General features: G+C 47.1%; 1 pseudogene. It reads left to right on the top strand.

The annotated features are described in order from the left end of the window. Positions 1 to 323 (top strand): annotated as a pseudogene (locus ADH31_RS10155) (hypothetical protein); the annotation flags it as partial.

Raw genomic sequence — 323 nt, 5'->3', positions numbered from 1 at the left:
TCTGACGCACTTGTTGATGCAGACTCAGATGCTGATGTGCTTGCAGACTCAGATGCGCTTGTTGACGCTGATTCTGAAGCTGATGTGCTTGCAGACTCAGATGCACTTGTTGATGCTGATTCAGAAGCTGATGTACTTGCTGATTCTGAAGCTGATGTGCTTGCTGATTCTGATGCGCTTGTGCTTGCTGATTCTGACGCACTTGTTGATGCTGACTCAGATGCGCTTGTGCTTGCTGACTCAGATGCACTTGTTGATGCTGATTCTGAAGCTGATGTACTTGCTGATTCTGAAGCTGATGTTGATGCAGACTCAGAAGCTGA

The sequence above is a fragment of the Streptococcus pseudopneumoniae genome (genome assembly GCF_001072375.1).
Taxonomy (GTDB): domain Bacteria; phylum Bacillota; class Bacilli; order Lactobacillales; family Streptococcaceae; genus Streptococcus; species Streptococcus pseudopneumoniae_L.
Note: the sequence above shows the minus strand (reverse complement) of the source record. Positions and strands in the feature narration are given on the sequence as shown.